Genomic DNA, 16,046 nt, shown 5'->3' with positions numbered 1-16,046 from the left:
GACCCCCACTCATTTCGCGAAAAGGACCTCCTCGCATGACCCTGACCAGCTCACGACCCGTCGCCGAATCAGCGCTCGACGTGCACCTGAGCGGTGTGGGCCAGCGCTTCGGAACCCACCAGGTACTCACCGATGTGGACCTCACCGTACCTGCGGGAGAAATCGTGTCCATCCTGGGGCCCTCCGGCTGCGGCAAGTCCACCCTGCTGCGCGCGGTGGCGGGCCTGGACTCCCCCACCAACGGCAACGTGACCATCGGCGAGCAGCCCGTCTCCGGCCTCGATCCGCGCTGCGGCGTCGGCTTCCAGGAACCACGGCTCCTCCCCTGGCGCACGGTCCGCGCCAACGTCGAGCTGGGGCTGCCGCGGGGCACCGCCAAGTCCGACGGCGCCACTCGAGTCACCGAATTACTGCGCCTCGTCGGTCTCACCTCCCACGCCAACAACCGCCCCCGGGAGATCTCGGGCGGCATGGCCCAGCGCGCCTCGCTGGCCAGAGCCTTGGCGCGCCGCCCCTCAGTGCTCCTGCTGGACGAGCCTTTCGGCGCACTGGACGCCCTGACCCGCTTGAACATGCAGGAACTACTGCTGCACGTCCACGCCGCGCACCCGTCCACCGTCCTCCTGGTCACCCACGACGTGGATGAGGCGCTCCGACTCTCCGACCGCATCGTCATGCTGGGCCGCGACGGGGATTCCCCCACCGCACCCGCATCAGTGACCGGCATCCACGAGGTACCCGGCGACCGCCCGCGACAGGACGACGATCCGGAGATCCTGGCCCTACGCCACCGCCTCCTGGCCCAACTCGGCGTCCACGCCTGACACCGCATTCATCCCACACACATCCGCATCTTTTACGAGGAGCATCATGACCCGCCGTTCCGCCACCCGCCTCGCCGCCACAGGCGTAGCCCTCATCGCAGCCACCTCCCTCCTGGCCTCCTGCGCCGGCGAGGGTTCCGGCGGAGACGAGGCCAAGGGCGGTGGCAGCGACACACTCACCATCGACTGGGCCACCTACAACCCCCTGTCCATGGTCATCAAGGACCAGGGGTGGCTCGAGGACGAGCTGAAGGAGGACGGCGTCAAGGTCGAGTGGGTGCAGTCGGCTGGCTCCAACAAGGCCAACGAGGGACTGCGCGCCGGCGCCCTGGACGTGGGTTCCACCGCGGGCTCTGCTGCCCTGCTCAACCGCTCCAATGGTTCCCCCATCAAGGTCATCGGCATCGCTGATCAGCCCGAATGGTCCGCGATCGTGACGCGTTCCGATTCCTCCATCAAGACCGCTGCCGATCTCAAGGGCAAGAAGATCGCAGCCACCAAGGGCACCGATCCCTACTTCTTCCTTCTGCAGGCCCTCGGCAGCGCCGATCTGAAACCCTCAGACGTCACCGTGGAGAACTTGCAGCACGCAGACGGTCGGCAGGCGCTGGACGGTAAGTCCGTGGACGCCTGGGCGGGGCTGGACCCGATCATGGGTGCAGCCGAGGCCGACGGCGACGAACTGCGCATCCGCAACGTGGACTACAACACCTACGACACCCTCGCCGCCACCGAATCCTTCATCAAGGACTCCCCGGAAACGGCCCAGACCGTCCTGGACACCTACGAGTACGCCCGCCAGTGGGCCTCGAAGAACCCGGAGAAGGTCGTCGACATCGTGGCCCGCGACGCCGCCATCGACCCCGACGTCGCGAAGAAGGTCATCGACGAGCGCATCAACCTGGATGTCTCCGTGGTTCCCGGTGAGGACCAGACCAAGGTGCTCTCCAACGTGGGCCAGTTCCTCGTGGACTCCGGCGACGTCCCGGATGCCGACACCGTGAAGAAGGGCCTGGACTCGCTCCTTGACCCGACCTTCGCCGAGAAGGCAGACGCAGACAACATCAAGGGCGAATGAGCATGAGCAGCAAGACAGACTCCGTCGCCGATGCCGCAGAGACGGCCGAGGTCGGCGCGGGAGCGGCGGGCGGTGGGCACACGTCGTCGGGCACAGGCTCATCCCGCTGGCGCCGTGCGGCGCTGGGCGCCGTCATCCCCGTGGTGCTGCTGATCATCTGGGCCTACGTCACGAACTCCGGGATGGTTGCTCAATCCAAGCTGCCCACGCCGCAGTCGGTGTTCTCCGCAGGCACCAGCCTGTTTGCCGACGGCACGCTCATGACGCACATCGGCATCTCGGTGCAGCGTGTGCTGCTCGGCTTCGTGATCGGCGGTGTCCTGGGACTCGTGGTCGGCTCCCTGGTGGGGCTCTCCCGCGTCTTCTCTGAAATGTTCTCCCCGCTGATCGGCGCCCTGCGGGCCGTGCCGTCCCTGGCATGGGTGCCGCTGCTGCTGATCTGGCTGCACTACGGCGAGAATTCCAAGGTCACCCTCGTGGCCATCGGCGCATTCTTCCCCGTGTTCACCACCGTGGCCTCCGGGCTGCGACACGTGGACAAGAATCTCGTTGAGGCCGCCCGGGCCTTCGGATACACCGGGCTGCGGCTGCTGCGCACCGTGCAACTGCCCGCCGTGGTGCCCTCCATCTTCTCCGGGCTCCGACTCGCGCTGGCTCAGGCGTGGCTGTTCCTCGTGGCAGCCGAGCTGCTCGGCGCCTCCATGGGACTGGGCTTCCTTCTGACGGATTCACAGAACAACGGGCGCACCGACCGGCTGATCCTGGCGATCATCCTGCTGGCCGTGCTCGGTAAGATCACCGACGCTCTGCTCGGTTTGGTGGAACGCTGGGCCGAACGCCGCTGGACCTGATCGTCGCTTCACCCCACGATTCGCGGTTCGCCCCGCATACTCCGGTTTACAACCGAAATGTCAGGAAGCCCCCGTCCTACGACGGGGGCTTCCCGACGTTTCGGTGGCTTATCGGCGTTCCGCTCTATGTCGAGCATTTGCGGCAACTTTCGTGTTTTGCGGCCGTCGTACGACGGTCGCAAAACAAAGATCGCGCCGCGGATCACCATTCTGGCCGCAAATAGGGGCACTGCGCATGAACCAGAGCTAACCGCGCCGCCTGCGGATCAGAACCAGCCCCGTGCAGACCAGTCCGACCAGAGTCGTCAGCGCCCCCAGCGCGCCCACTGAGAGGTAGATCAAGGTGCTCGGCGGCCACTGACCTACGGGTATTTCCTGGATGGAGCGGCCATACAGCTCATGACAAATGGATTGTGTGTAAGCCGTCATGCCCGTCGCCACACCCATCAGCACCAGTCCGGCCACGCTGCAGACCACCGCAGCCGTGCGCAGGGCCGTCCCACGAGGTGAGGCGGCGACCGGACCGGGACGGATGCGGGTTGAAGTCATGCACACCAGTCAACCAAGGAATCGTGACAGGAACATCCACCTACAGGATGAATTCATCTCCTCCTTTCATCCGCTGAGATGCCCCGGTGCAGCCTGCACCCACACGAAAGTGCCCCTTCACTCCGTCCGGACCCATGGCATGCACAGGTCCGGACGGAGCGAAGGGGCGGAAATGACTCGGAAGCGCGCACATCCCTCATGGGTTGAGCGCCTTGTCCGCGAGAGTCGGCTAGGAGGACCCAGCTCTCACGGACACCGAGTCACTTGGCTGCGGATCCCTTGGTGGCATCGCCGATGGCGTTGAGGCCCTCGGGCAGCGTGCCGTTGATATGGAAGTCACCGATGGCGCGGGCACGGAACGAGATCGGGTTGTGTGTGGCCACGGTCTGGGCGTTGCGCCAGTGCCGGTCCAGGCCCTTGGACGTGGAGGTCGCGGAGGCCCCAACGGTCTCGAAGAGCTGCTGTGCAGCGGCCATGGCCAGCTCCGGGACGATCACCTGCGCCTGTTCCACGGCGATCTCGCCGAGGGAGAGCTCATAGGGCGGTTGGCCGTCGAACTCGGGCGAGTAGGCACCGGACTCGTAAGACGCCTCGTCAGCCACATCGAGGGCACGAGCTGCCTGCAGCACCGTGGCCTCGGCCGCGAAGGCCTTGGCGGAGAGGCGGCCGACGGCCTCCTGGATCAACGGATCCTCACGGAAGGGCAACCCCGATCCGGTGTTGAACGTGCGCTTTCGAGCGGCGATGGTGGACACCGCATCCCGACGGGCCGCACGGGCGATGCCGGCCAGGACGGCCAGCAGCACCAGCTGGAAGAAGGACGCCTCGAAGATGGCGTCGGAGCCGCCCGGGACTCGCTCGAGAACGGCGTCCTCGTCCACCGGGACTCCCTTCAGCACCGTGGTGCCGGTACCGGTGAGCTTCTGGCCGAACCCGTCCCAGTCATCCTCGATCGAGACGCCAGGAGCGGAGAGGTTCACCACGGCGAAACGACGACCGCCACCCTCCTGGGAAGCGGAGACGCGGGTGTAGTCGGAGAAGATGGTTCCGGTCGAGTAGTACTTGGTGCCGTTGATCTCCCAGCCGTTGTTGCCCTTGGTCAACACCGTGTTCAGGGTGCCGAGGGCGTTGCCGCCGCGCTCTGTGGACGCGTTTCCGACGGTCTTGCCGTTGAGCACCTCGCGGTACCACCGCTGCTGGATGTGCTCAGGCTGGTACTTCAGGCTCGTCACGAAGCCCACGTGGCCGCGGTAGAGATGGGCCACGTTGGAGTCGGCCTCGGCGAGGTCGATCAGCAAACGGATGAAAGTCTCGATGCTCACGCCGATACCACCTGCTGAGGCAGGGACAAGGAGCGCACCGAAGCCTGCTGCGTCCAGAGCCTCGACCTCCTCGAAGGGCAGTTCACGATCCAGGTCCCGCTTCAGGGCCCCGGCGCCGATCTGGGCGAACAGTGGGGCGAAACGCAGGGAGAGAGCCTCGTAGGAGGCGGGGTCGGTACTGGTGGCGGTGAGTGTGGTGGTCATGACTCCTCGGTTCTTGACTGGTGTCGAATCGTGATGAATGGCGAAGTTCGAGTGCCGCGCGCTGCCGTTTCACCGGCAGCCGCGTTCAAGGAACTCAAACCCCAAGATGTTGTTGTGCGTGCGGCGCTCAAACTTGCAGCGGCGACTTCTCGGTGGCCGCTGCGGAGAACTCGTGGAACGCTCCGCGGTACTGCGCGGCGGGGTGGTCCGTGGCGATGGTGGGCCCTGACGCGCCGTCGGACACCCGCTCACGCAAGGTCGCACCCGTGCCGTAGGAGGTCTGGGCCAGACCGCGGGCTTGCAGTTCCGGCAGGGCCCCTTCGATGAAGTCCACGTAGGTCCCTGGCAGGGTGAAGTTGATGAGGTTCAGCCCATCCATGCCCGCGTCCTGCCAGCGTTCCAGCTCGTCCGCGACCTGCGACGGGGTCCCCGCGACGAGCTGGTTGCGTGCGCGGTAGCGGGCCACGTCTCCCACGGTCGGATTCTTGCCCGGGACGGAGGCAAACAACGCCTCGAGCACTCCGCGGGCACCCTCGGTGTCGAGGTCACCCAGGGTGGCGTCGTGAGGCAGACCGCCCAGGTCCACGCCGATCCCGCCGCCGATGTGGGCGATCATATGGTCGAGGTCCAGGTACTCGTCGAATTCGGAGAGCTTGCGGGCCACCTCCGCCTCGGTGGAACCCACCACCACGTGCAGGCCGGCGAAGACCTTCACGGAGCCGGGTGCCCTGCCCACGGACGCCTCCAAAGACCGCAGCTTGGCGACCTGGTCTGCCACGTACTGCGGGCTCGGGGCGAAGAGGAACGTGGATTCCGCATGCGTCGCGGCGAAGCGACGCCCACGGTCCGACGAGCCCGCCTGGAACAGGTACGGGGTGCCCTGCGGGGACGGCGTGGGCAGGTGCGGCCCCTCCACGTTGTAGCGCTGACCCTGGTAGTGGATCTTGGAGACCTTCGCGGGATCGGCGAAGTCGCCTGCGGGGTCCGCCTGCAGTGCGTCGCGGTCCCAGGAGCCTTCCCAGAGCCGGTAGGCCACGTCCACGTATTCCTCGGCCCACTCGTAGCGGTCGTCGTGCTCGGGCAGTCCGACGGCACCGAAGTTGCGGTGCGCGTTGGGCAGCACGGAGGTCACGATGTTCCACGCCGCGCGTCCGCCGGAGAGATGGTCCAGGGTGGAGAGCTGCCTGGCCAGCTGGTACGGGTGCGCCTGGATGATGGAGGACGTGAACGCGAGGCCGATCTTGTCCGTGACCGCGGCGAGCGCGGAGGCCAGCACCAGCGGGTCGTTGGAGGGGATCTGCAGTCCGCGGCGCACGTGGGAGGCCCAGCCGCCCTCGTGTTCACCGTAGAGTCCCACCACGTCCGCCAGGAAGATCGAGTCGAACTTGGCTGCCTCGAGCCGCTTCGCCAGGTCCGTCCAGACGGAGAGGTCGTTGAACTGTGCCGCACGCCCGTCCGGGTGGCGCCACCCGCCTCCCAGGATGTGCCCGGGAGTGTTCATGAGGAACGCGGAGAGCAGCAGGCGTTTGCGGCCCCGCTGCGCGGGGGCGTCAATGCTCGACGATGCGGCCTCGGGTTGGGTGGTCATGCTCAGTTCTCCTTCCAGGCGCCCTGGAGGATGGGCGCGGTTCCGGTGGTGAATTCGACGTGGGCGCCGGAGTGGGCACCGTAGACCTGGACCTCGTCCCACAGGGGCAGGGCGATGGCGTCGTCCACGGCGATCTTCTTCTGCTCGTCGGCCACGAGCTTCTCGTGTTCGGCGTCGTCCGTGGCGGCCTGTTCCTTGGCGAAGAGCTCATCGCGGTCGGCCGTGTTGTGCAGCGTCTGGGTGTTGTTGGCCGGCCCGAACACGGGGCCGAGACCCCCATAGGCGAACTGGCGGGTTCCGAAGATCTCCACCTGATCGTTGGTCTGGGCTTGGACAACGAACGTGTTGTCGGCTGCGCGGTTGACCAGCTTGACGCCCACGTCCTTCCACTGCTGCTCGATCAGTTCGAAGGCGGGCTTGATGACCACGGAGTTGGAGGAGGTGGAGACGGTGATCTCCAGCTTCTTGCCGTCCTTGGCGCGGATGCCGTCGGAGCCCTTCTTCCATCCGGCCTCGTCGAGAAGCTTGTTGGCCTTGTCCGGGTCGTAAGACAGATCCTTGGACAGGTCCACAAAGCCGGGGGCGTCGTGGTTCAGCACGGAGGCGGCCACGGTGTAGGAGTCGGAGAGGACGGTGTCCTTGATGGTCTTGCGGTCGATCGCGGCGTTGAGGGCCTGGCGGACCTTCACGTCCTCCAGCTTGCCGGAACCGATGCGCAGGGCCGCGACGTTGGCGGTGAGGTCCAGGCCGGGGACGGCCAGCACCTGGTTGCCGGAGCCCTTCACGGCTTCCTCGTCGACGGGCTGCAGGCCGCGGGCCAGATCCACCTGTCCGGTCTGCACGGCGCCGGCGCGATTGCCGACCTCCGCCAGGTACTTCACGGTGAAGGAGTCAAGGTACGGGGCGCCCTGGTTCTCTGCGGTCTCTGGCGCCCACTTGTACTCCTTGCGAGCCTTGAACTTGACCTCCTGATCCGGGATCTGGGACTCGTAGACGAACGGTCCGGAACCCACGATCTTGGAGATGTCCGACTGCCCTGCGGTGTTCAGTTTCAGGGTCTTCGGAGAGACGAGGCCGGCGGTGACGGAGGAGGTGGCGCGCAGGAAGTTGGCATCCGGCTTCTTCAGCTTGACGGTGACCTTGTTCCCGTCCACGCTCGCGGAGTCGTAGTTGGCGAAGTCCACGTTGGGCTGGATCTTGGCGGATTCGATCCCCTTGCCGAAGGCGTCCAGGTTGGCCTTGACGGCCTCAGAGTCGAGAGCCGAACCGTCGGAGAAGGTCACCCCATCGCGGATGGTGAAGGTGTACTCGGTGCGGTCCTCGTTGGACTGGAAGTCCGAGGCGATCCAGCCCACCAGCTTCTTGGTCTCGGGATCGAAGTAGGTGAGGCGGTCCAGCACGGAGTTGAGGACGTTGGCCTTCTCGTAGAAGCGGGCGTTCTGGGTCTGCCACTGGTTGATGGGCGTGACCTCGGCGAAAACGAAGTTGCCGCCCTTGACCGGATCACCTCCGGCCGTGGTCCCCCCGGTGGACGCGTCGGATCCCCCTCCGCAGGCGGTCAGGGCCAGGGTCGCGGCACCGGCGAGGGCGGCCAGGCGCAGACCCAACTTGGTGCGTGCGGACTTTCCGCGGCGGCCACCGGGCGGTCCGGGATCGAAGGCGGAGCGGCGGTCGGCAGCAGGATGGTTGTTCATGGTGTGTTCCTTCAAAGGTCGGAAGTATGAAATACGTCAGGGGTCAGGACGCGGCGACCAGGGTGCGCAACCGCTCCCCGGGTCGGGCGTCCAACAGCATTCGGGTGGCGTCCGCGGTTGGGGCAGCGAAGACCTGGGTGGTGGGCCCGGTTTCCACGAGCCGACCACCACTGAGCACACCCACGTGGTGACTGAAGCGCTCCACCACGGCCAGGTCGTGAGAGATGAACAAGTAGGTCAGGCCCAGGTCCGCCTGGAGTTCGTCCAGCAGTTCGAGCACTCGTTCCTGGGTCACGACGTCCAGTGCTGAGAGGGCCTCGTCCAACACCAGTACCTGGGCCCCGACGGCCAGAGTGCGGGCGATCGCGACGCGCTGACGCTGCCCGCCTGAGAGTTCCCCCGGACGCGAGGTGAACAGGCTCTGCGGCAGATGGACGTGCTCCAGCGCCTCCCGGACGCGCAGCTCGCGGTCGGCGCGGGCCAGTTTGGAGTGGTGTCGGAGCGGCTCCGCGATGATCTTGGCGACGCTCCAGCGAGGGTCGAGCGAGGTGTCCGGGTTCTGGTGGACCAGCTGCAACTTGCTCCACAGCTCCCGTCGAGCCGCGCCACCGAGTCCCACCGTCTCCTGGCCAAGGACCTTCACGGAACCCGAGTCCGGGGTCTCCAGCCCCAGGATCATGCGGGCGGTGGTGGACTTGCCCGATCCGGATTCACCCACCAGCGCGAAGGTGGTTCCGCGCGGGACCGTGAGGTTCACCGAATCAACCACGGTGCGATCACCGAAACTCTTCACGAGGTCATGTACCTCCAACGCCGCGTCTTCGCGCTCGGTAATCCGCTTGGCATCCGCGTCGGTGGTGGAGGGGAGCGCCTGGCCCAGCAGCGCACGCGTGTATTCCGCCTGGGCATCCGTGGCCAGCTGCTTCACGGACCCCGTCTCCACGATCTGACCCGCCTTGAGCACCACCACACGGTCGGCCAGGTCGGTGGCGACGGCGATGTCGTGGGTCACGAAGACCACCGAGGTTCCGTGGCTTCTGGCGAGGGCGGTGAAGGTGCTGAGCACCAACTTCTGCACGGTGACGTCCAGAGCGGACGTGGGTTCGTCCGCTACCAGCACGGTGGGCTCGCGGGAGAAGGCCAGCGCGATCAGCACCCGCTGCTTGAGTCCGCCTGACAGCTCGTGCGGGTACTGTTTCAGCCGCGCGGCCGGGCGGTCGATTCCGACGCTGTCCAGCAGCTGAATCGCGCGCTCGCGCAGGCTCGCCTGCGGCTTCTCGGACGCAATGCCCGACGGGCTGGTCTCAGCTTCCGCTGCCCCCTTCAGTTCCGCGGACCGGTGCAGTTTGAGGGTCTCGAAGAGCTGCGCACCGATGGTGCGCACCGGATCAAGGGACGCTCCCGGGTCCTGCGGGACCAGGGAGATGGTTTCGCCGCGCAGGGCGCGGGCGGAGCGGGAAGTGACCTCAACGTCGTCGAGCACCACGGAGCCCGATACCGTCGCCGTGGGCGGCGTCAGGCCGAGCAACGCGCGGGTCAGGGTGGATTTTCCGGAGCCGGACTCGCCGACCACGGCGAGGATTTCGCCGCGTTCCAGGCTGAGATTCACGCCGGCCAGCGCACGGACGGGGCCGTGGTGGACCTTGAGGTCGGTGACGTTCAGGATGGTGGACATCAGATCCGCACCTTCTTCTGGAGTGCGCGGCCTGCGGAGGCCAGGGACAGGACGGTGGCGACGATGACGAGGCCGGGCAGGGTGGACATCCACCAGGCGGGGCCCAGGTACTGGCGTCCTTCGGAGACCAGCAGGCCCCATTCCGGGGTGGGCGGCGGAGTACCGAAACCCAGGAAGCCCAGGCCGGAGATCGCCAGGATGGCTGCGCCGAGCTCCACGACCAGCAGGGCAAGGACGGGGCCGAGCACGTGCGGGAAAATATGGGAGAAGACCACGGAGATCCCGTTGGCGCCGGCCAGCCGTGCTGCCTCGACATATTCCGTGTTGCGGACGCGGGCCACCTCGGCCCGTGTCAGCCGCGCGAAGGTCGCGATGGAGGCCAGGCCCACGCCGATACCGAGGGAGATGGGTCCGGGTTCGTAGGCGGACACGATCACCAGGGCGATCAACACGGCGGGGATGGCCAGAAGGACATCCGCGAGACGCATGGCGATGGCGTCCACGATGCGCCCGCAGGTGCCGGCCACCAGGCCAAGAAGGGTGCCGATCACCACGCCGAGTCCCACCGCGAGACCCGCGGTGATGAGGGTGCGTGCGGTTCCGTGGACCGTGCGGGCAAAAACGTCCCTACCCAGGTGATCGGTGCCGAAGAGGTGAGCGCCGGAGGGTGAGCGCAGCTTGTCCTGCGGGACTCCCTCCAGCGGATCCTGGCCACTGAAGACTCCGGGGAGCAGGGCCCATCCGAGCACCAGGACCAGGACCACGACGCTCAGTGTGGGGCCCCAGTTGTGGGCCAGGAACCGCAACACGGTTTTGGCCGTTGCCCGTTCCTTGGGAGCTTCCGGCCGCGCGGTGTTGGGTGTTTCCGCGGTGGGGCGAGTCAATGTCGAGGTCATGCCGTTGCCGCCTTGGTCTCGAGAGTTTCCACGGTCTGCGGTGCGGTGGCGTCCGAGCCGGGTTTGCCGTTGGCACCGGCGGCTCCGCCACGACGTTTGGCGGAGGCCTTGAGCACCCGTGGATCCAGGAGCGGATGGATGAGATCCACGATGAGGTTCACCACCACGAAGACCACGGACGTCAGCAGGACGAGGCCCTGGATCAGCGGGACGTCCTGGTTGGTGACCGCCTGCAGCACCAGCTGCCCCAGACCGGCGCGGGCGAACACGGTCTCCGTGATGATGGAACCGGCCAGCAACGTGCCGACCGTGACACCGGCGACCGTGAGGGCAGGGGCCGCGGCGTTCTTCAGGGCGTGGGAGAAGAGGATGCGCCCCTCCCCCACTCCTCGGGCCCGCAGCGCCTCGATGTAGGGCTGGGCGTAAACCGTGTCAAGCGACTTCAGCACCCCCTGTGCCAGCGGGGCGGAGACGTGGAGTGCAAGCACCACCATGGGTACAAGCAGCGCCAACGCGGAGCCGTCAGGGAACAGGGACATGACGCCCAACTGCACCGCCAACAGTTGCAGAATAATCAGGCCGAGCCAGAAGACAGGGACGGCCGCGAAGAACGGGGGCAGGCCCACCAGGAAGGCCTTCAGCCGCCGCAGGAAACCGCCACGGTCGGTGGGGGCCAGGGTTGCGGCGATGCTCACGGCGAGCGCGAACACCACGGCCAGCACGAAGGCGCCGGAGGCCAGCTGCAGCGTGGAGCCGATGACGGAACCGATCCGCTGCGCGGCCGGCTGCCCGGAGGCCAACGAATAGCCGACGTCGCCCGTGAACAGGCCGCCCAGGTGGTGGAAGTACTGGGCCAGGACGGGCAGGTCGTAGCCGTACTGCTTCTGCATGGCGGCCACGGTGGCCGGATCCGGGGTGGAGTCCTGCGAGAGGAAGATCGTGACCGGGTCGCTCGGCAACAGTTGGATGGCGAAGAACACCAGGGTGTAGGCCAGCCAGATCACCACGATGGCCTGGATCAGGCGTGACCCGACGTATTTCAGGGTGGTCATGCGTTCCGCCTCCTTACCGTGTGCAGGCCGTGCGGCCTACCGGTTCATACCGGTGGAAGGGTTTTCGTGACCCTCCGCAGGGGCACGTGGCAGCACTGTGCGCTGCACGGACCGAGAGGAGGCGACTGATGTCTTCCATCGGTCCTGGCGGAAGCACCCTCTGCCCGTGTCACGGGGCCGATGGTTGCTGCGACGTCTACGAGCCAGGTCTCTCGGTCGCTCTTGATGGTTTGTCTGCCTCCGAAGCGGAAGCGGACTCAACCAGTTTGGAGTCCCCGGCGTCACATTGCTGCGTTTGTGACGAAGCGTGACACCCAAGACTTCCCTATATGACGCCCGCCACATTGTTGGTTGGTCGGCCACCCCAGCCCCCCGTTTGCGCCCCTGAGAGCCGGGTTTCCACGGTGGAGCTGGTGGTGCACCGGCTCCGTGGTGGGAAGGTGGCTCCGCTGGGATCGTTGGCATGTTCGTCCTCGTGGTTGCGGGTGCCGACCTCCCGTTTTGGACCGATCCCGCAGTGACCCAGCCACCGAAACAGCAGCGCAACACAATTTGGCCCGGACCCGGCCCCCGGTGCTCAATGGAGGTGGTAACCATCCAGAGCGGCTTGAGAGACCTGGCTCGACGACGCCGCAGCAACCGCCTTGCGCATCCTTGTGGGACACGATCCCCACGGAACCCGAGGACGGTGCTCACGCCAGGAGTCGATGGAGGAGCACTCTCTTGAGCAACACCCATTCTCATGTCGCCGACGGCGCCGCAGGCGCCACCCTGCCCGACGCATCGGTGCCGGGTCCCGCTGGAGCCGAGACCACGGCGTCGGGCACAGGCGACCTGCCTTCGGCAGGCCACGAATTCGTGAACGGCGTGAACCTCACCGTGGCTCGTTCCGAGGCCGAGCGCGAGGAACGGCTCTGGACCGAGGAGGAGCGCCTGGCGTTCTGGGACCAGGCCGCGCGCAAGCTCACCTGGGAGCGCGAGTGGGACACCGTCCACACGTGGAAGGCGCCCAGCGCAGAGACCCGTCGCGGTCCGGAGTTCACCTGGTATGCGGGCGGCAAGCTCAACGCCGCGGTGAACTGCGCCGACCGCCACGTGGCGGCAGGCAACGGGGACAAGGTCGCCATCTACTTCGAGGGCGAGCCCGGTGATCGCGAGGCCGTCACCTACCGCGACCTCACCGAGCGCATCTGCCAGGCGGCCAACGCGCTGGAATCCCTGGGCGTCGGCAAGGGCGACCGCGTGGTCATCTACCTGCCCGTGCTCGTGGAGACCATCGTCATCACGCTGGCCTGCGCACGCATCGGTGCGGTGCATTCCCTGGTGTTCGGCGGCTTCTCCGCGGAGGCGCTGCAGTTCCGCGTGGAGGACACCCGCGCCAAGCTGCTCGTCACCACGGACGGCCAGTTCCGCCGCGGGACCTCGGTCCCGGTCAAGGCCAACGCGGATCAGGCCGTGTCGGGGGACAACGAGATCGAGCACGTGCTGGTGCTCAAGCGCACCGGCGACGAGATCGACTGGACGCCCGGACGGGACGTGTGGTGGCACGACGTCGTGGACACCCAGCCCCGTACGCATGTCGCGGAGACGTTCGACGCCGAGACGCCCCTGTTCATCATGTACACCTCCGGCACCACCGGTAAGCCCAAGGGCCTGGTGCACACCACCGGCGGGTACCTGACGCAGGCGTGCTGGAGCTACGAGTTCCTCTACTCCAACCCGGACCCCGCTCTGCGGGACGCCGATGTGCATTGGTGCACGGCGGACCTGGCCTGGGTCACCGCGCACACGTACGAGATCTACGGGCCGCTCTCCAATGGCGTGACGCAGGTTCTGTACGAGGGCGTGCCGAACGCTCCTCACCCGGGCCGCCACTTCGAGATCATCGAGCGCTACCGCGTGACCTCCTACTACACGGCGCCCACGCTGGTGCGTTCGCTGATGGGCTGGTTCCCGGATGGGATTCCGGACTCCTACGATCTGTCCTCCATCCGGTTGGGCGGCACCGTGGGCGAGGCCGTGAACCCCGAGGCCTGGAACTGGCTGCGCACGCAGGTGGGTCGGGACACCTCGTCCGGGATTCCGATGGTGGACACCTGGTGGCAGTCGGAGACCGGCGCCACCGTTCTCTCGCCGCGGCAGACCGATCCGACTTTCAAGCCGGGGTGCGCCACGCGGGCCTTCCCCGGGCTGGCCGTGGACATCGTGGACGATGCCGGGGAACGCGTTCCCGCCAATATCCAAGGCAACATCGTGGTCACCAAGATCGGTCCGGGTCAGGCCCGGACCGTCTGGGGCAACCCTGAGCGCTTCTACACCTCCTACTGGGAGAAGTACGTTGACCAGGGCTGGTTCCTGGCCGGCGACGGCGCCCGCTTCGATGCGGACGGCGATGTCTGGATCCTGGGCCGCACGGACGACGTCATCAACATCTCCGGACATCGACTCTCCACCATCGAGATCGAATCCGCCCTGGTGGTGGACCAGGGCGTCGTGGAGGCAGGAGTCTGCCCGTCCTACGACGCCAAGACCGGGCACGCTGCGGTGGCCTTCGTGGTCCCCCTGGACAAGTCCTTGATCCGGTACCACGGCGGCCTCGAGGGGTCCCTCGACGAATCCCTGGAGGAGTGGACGCTGCGGCGTGACGCCTACGCTGCGCAGTTGCGTGCCGGGATCCGCCAGCACATCGGCCCCATCGCCAAACCCCGCGACATCGTCTTCGTGGAGGACGTCCCCAAGACCCGCTCAGGCAAGATCATGCGGCGGCTGCTGACGCAGCTCTTCGAAGGCACCAAGCTGGGCGACACCACCAGCCTGCAGAACGAGCCCTGCATTCCTGGCATCAACACCATCTGCCGGGAGGGCTCACGCGCCTGAGCCTTTCAGTGAGCCGGGGGGCTCCACCCCGGCTGTTCCCGCAGCGCCTGTTGAATGCGGCGGCTGATCTCGGTCAGTTGGCGACGTTGGGCCGCTGTGAGTGGATCGAGAACGGTTCGTCTCACCAACGCCACGTGCCCCGGAAGTGCCTTCCGGGTCTCCTGGACCCCGGAATCGGTGAGTTGCGCCAAGGTGGTGCGCCCGTCGTCCGGGTCCGGGCGGCGGACCACCAGGCCTCTCCTCTCCAACCGGGCAACCGCCCGTGAGAGCCTCGAGAGCGTGCTGTTGGCATAGTCCGCGAGGGTGCTCATCTTCAACGTCTGCGCCGGTGCCGAGTTGAGAGCATAGAGGACACCGAACTCGAAGTGTGTGAGCTGCGAATCGCGCGTCAATTGGGCGTCCAAGGCGGCTGGTAGCCATTCGAGGACGGTTGCCAGGGACGACCACGCCACCAAGTCGTCGCCCTCCAGGGCGTCGCTCTCTTCACCGCTCATGCACCGAGTGTACCCCGGTATTCACTTGACTGAGCAAGTGAATAGGCTACCCTTTTACTTGCCCAGACAAGTTAAATCGTGCTCAGACAAGTGAAAGTGAGGGCGCACCAGGGATCTTCGACTACTGGGAAGCCGAGCCTTCATCAGCGGATCGACGCAGGGAATCGGCTTCGCCATCGCCAAGGAACTGGCCACCGAAGGGGCCGACGTCATCCTCAACGGCCGCACCGCCGACGGATGCGACAGTGCCGCCCAACGACTGCGCGGGATGGTTCCGGGGGCCTCCGTCGAGGTCATCGCGGCAGACTTTGCCGAACCGGACCAGGTCACCGACCTCGTGGCACGCCTCGGTGAGGTGGACATCCTCATCAACAACGTGGGCGTCTTCGACCTCGTCGACTTCGCGACCACCGACGATGCGGCCTGGGACCACTACCTGCAGGTGGACCTCATGAGTGCTGTTCGGCTCAGCCGTGCCGTCTTGCCACGCATGTTGGAACGTGGATCCGGGCGCATCCTGTCGATCGCCAGCGAGTCCGGCGTCAACGTTCCTGCGGACATGATCCCCTACGGCGTGGCCAAGGCCGGCCTGATCGCGCTCAGCAACGGCCTGGCGAAACTCACGCGCGGAACCGAGGTCACGGTCAATACGATCCTGGGCGGCCCCACCTACTCGGACGGCGTCGCGGAGGTCGTTGAGGGGATCGCTCAGGTACAGGGCGTCGACAGCTCCAACGTGAAACGGGGCATCGAAGCGACCCGGCCGGAGTCCTTGCTCGGGCGCTTCCTGGACCCCAAGGAGATCGCGACCTTGGCCGCCTACCTCGTCAGCCCTCTGGCCTCCGCAACGAACGGCGCAGCCATTCGGGCCGACGGCGGGGTACTCACGACCACACTCTGAGTTACAGCCCGACCAGCCGCGATCGACGGTTCCTGCAGCAA

At 66.6% G+C, this 16,046-nt stretch carries 13 protein-coding genes and 1 riboswitch; of the genes, 5 read left to right on the top strand and 8 right to left on the bottom strand.

Annotation, left to right across the window (positions count from 1 at the left end):
- Positions 1 to 35: 35 nt before the first annotated feature.
- Genes Q0A15_RS06630 through Q0A15_RS06620 form a run of 3 tightly spaced genes read left to right on the top strand, consistent with a single transcriptional unit; the run spans position 36 to position 2,753 of the window.
- On the top strand, positions 36 to 824 hold the full coding sequence (locus Q0A15_RS06630) for an ABC transporter ATP-binding protein (protein WP_291278735.1): 789 nt from the start codon (positions 36 to 38) through the stop codon (positions 822 to 824).
- Between the two features lie 46 nt (positions 825 to 870).
- A complete protein-coding gene (locus Q0A15_RS06625; RefSeq protein WP_291278734.1) occupies positions 871 to 1,902 on the top strand; it encodes an aliphatic sulfonate ABC transporter substrate-binding protein in 1,032 nt (343 codons plus the stop codon).
- Complete coding sequence (locus Q0A15_RS06620; RefSeq protein WP_291278733.1) at positions 1,899 to 2,753, top strand: ABC transporter permease; 855 nt, start codon at positions 1,899 to 1,901, stop codon at positions 2,751 to 2,753. Before Q0A15_RS06625 ends, Q0A15_RS06620 begins: the two co-directional genes overlap by 4 nt.
- Before the next feature lie 246 nt (positions 2,754 to 2,999).
- Here the strand turns inward: Q0A15_RS06620 and Q0A15_RS06615 are convergent, their stop codons facing one another.
- From Q0A15_RS06615 to Q0A15_RS06585, 7 genes are all read right to left on the bottom strand, one after another.
- Complete coding sequence (locus Q0A15_RS06615) at positions 3,000 to 3,302, bottom strand: hypothetical protein (protein WP_291278732.1); 303 nt, start codon at positions 3,300 to 3,302, stop codon at positions 3,000 to 3,002.
- A 260-nt stretch (positions 3,303 to 3,562) separates the two neighbouring features.
- Positions 3,563 to 4,828: an acyl-CoA dehydrogenase family protein gene (locus tag Q0A15_RS06610; protein WP_291278731.1), complete on the bottom strand. Its 1,266-nt coding sequence runs from the start codon at positions 4,826 to 4,828 to the stop codon at positions 3,563 to 3,565.
- A gap of 127 nt (positions 4,829 to 4,955) precedes the next feature.
- Positions 4,956 to 6,416, bottom strand: coding sequence for an NtaA/DmoA family FMN-dependent monooxygenase (locus tag Q0A15_RS06605; protein ID WP_291278730.1), 1,461 nt, complete (start codon positions 6,414 to 6,416; stop codon positions 4,956 to 4,958).
- 2 nt (positions 6,417 to 6,418) lie between these two features.
- Positions 6,419 to 8,110 carry an ABC transporter substrate-binding protein gene (locus Q0A15_RS06600; protein WP_291278729.1) on the bottom strand — a complete coding sequence of 564 codons (1,692 nt, stop codon included), beginning with the start codon at positions 8,108 to 8,110 and terminating at the stop codon, positions 6,419 to 6,421.
- A 43-nt stretch (positions 8,111 to 8,153) separates the two neighbouring features.
- A complete protein-coding gene (locus Q0A15_RS06595; protein ID WP_291278728.1) occupies positions 8,154 to 9,785 on the bottom strand; it encodes an ABC transporter ATP-binding protein in 1,632 nt (543 codons plus the stop codon).
- Complete coding sequence (locus Q0A15_RS06590; RefSeq protein WP_291278727.1) at positions 9,785 to 10,681, bottom strand: ABC transporter permease; 897 nt, start codon at positions 10,679 to 10,681, stop codon at positions 9,785 to 9,787. Before Q0A15_RS06590 ends, Q0A15_RS06595 begins: the two co-directional genes overlap by 1 nt.
- Entirely contained in the window at positions 10,678 to 11,733 is a 1,056-nt protein-coding gene (locus tag Q0A15_RS06585) for an ABC transporter permease (protein ID WP_291278726.1), read from the bottom strand. The genes Q0A15_RS06590 and Q0A15_RS06585 overlap by 4 nt, the downstream gene beginning before the upstream one ends.
- Positions 11,734 to 12,323: 590 nt before the next feature.
- Positions 12,324 to 12,447: riboswitch (SAM riboswitch) on the top strand.
- A gap of 153 nt (positions 12,448 to 12,600) precedes the next feature.
- On the opposite strand from Q0A15_RS06585, the gene acs reads away from it, so the two are divergent.
- Positions 12,601 to 14,610 carry an acetate--CoA ligase gene (gene acs / locus Q0A15_RS06580; protein ID WP_291278738.1) on the top strand — a complete coding sequence of 670 codons (2,010 nt, stop codon included), beginning with the start codon at positions 12,601 to 12,603 and terminating at the stop codon, positions 14,608 to 14,610.
- A gap of 5 nt (positions 14,611 to 14,615) precedes the next feature.
- Here acs and Q0A15_RS06575 read toward each other — a convergent pair whose 3' ends face one another.
- Complete coding sequence (locus Q0A15_RS06575; RefSeq protein WP_291278725.1) at positions 14,616 to 15,104, bottom strand: MarR family transcriptional regulator; 489 nt, start codon at positions 15,102 to 15,104, stop codon at positions 14,616 to 14,618.
- 124 nt (positions 15,105 to 15,228) lie between these two features.
- Between Q0A15_RS06575 and Q0A15_RS06570 the strand changes: the two genes are divergently transcribed.
- Positions 15,229 to 16,005 (top strand): SDR family NAD(P)-dependent oxidoreductase, encoded by a 777-nt coding sequence (locus Q0A15_RS06570; protein ID WP_367273362.1) that lies wholly within the window; start codon positions 15,229 to 15,231, stop codon positions 16,003 to 16,005.
- Positions 16,006 to 16,046 lie beyond the last annotated feature (41 nt).

The sequence above is a fragment of the Galactobacter sp. genome (assembly GCF_022712295.1).
In the GTDB taxonomy this organism is placed as follows: domain Bacteria; phylum Actinomycetota; class Actinomycetes; order Actinomycetales; family Micrococcaceae; genus Galactobacter.
Note: the sequence above shows the minus strand (reverse complement) of the source record. Positions and strands in the feature narration are given on the sequence as shown.